General features: G+C 44.9%; 1 protein-coding gene. It reads left to right on the top strand.

The features are described 5' to 3' along the window. Positions 1 to 86: 86 nt before the first annotated feature. The coding region (locus A3735_RS24780) for a nucleotidyltransferase domain-containing protein (RefSeq protein ID WP_197486027.1) at positions 87 to 677 on the top strand (591 nt) is incomplete at its 3' end.

The following is a 677-nucleotide window of genomic DNA, read 5'->3' as shown; positions in this document are numbered from 1 at the left end:
TGCTAGTTACCTCAGACGGTTGTGAAATACTGACCTTACGTAAGGAAGAGGAAGGTCTGCTAAGTTAAGCACAAGCCGATAAAACTATGACGCAACACAGCTCGCTCTTCGAAAAGTTCACCCACGCATCTAGCCTGGACATGCAAACATTAGTCTCTGACTTAAGTACTTGCTCACAACCAGCCCTGAATGTTCGGACAATCCTGGAAGATAGTAAGCAAGTCCTTGATCAGCTGTATCTGGCAAACGAAGATATCCGTCAGCTTATCGAAGTTAAATCCAAACTCATGGATTATATTCTTAAAGGTTTATGGGCACGCTTCGGGTTCGACCAACATGTTAGCCTTATTGCTGTTGGCGGTTATGGCCGAGGCGAGCTGCAACCACATTCAGACATTGACTTACTTATCCTGGTAAGGAATGAAATTGATGATCAGCTGGGCACCAAACTGTCTGACTTTATCACACTATTATGGGACCTGAAACTAGACATCGGCCATAGCGTTAGAACGATTGATGAATGCATTGAAGCCGCTAAAAGCGATGTCACCATTGCGACCAACCTATTGGAAACGCGCACTATCGATGGTGACCCTGAACTGCTGAGCATTATTTCAGACAAGGTCTACTCCGACGCAGTTTATACCTCTAAAGCCTACTTTCTAGCTAAACGCGAA

The organism is Oleiphilus sp. HI0061 (assembly GCF_001635675.1).
This window is presented reverse-complemented; position numbering and strand designations above follow the sequence as displayed.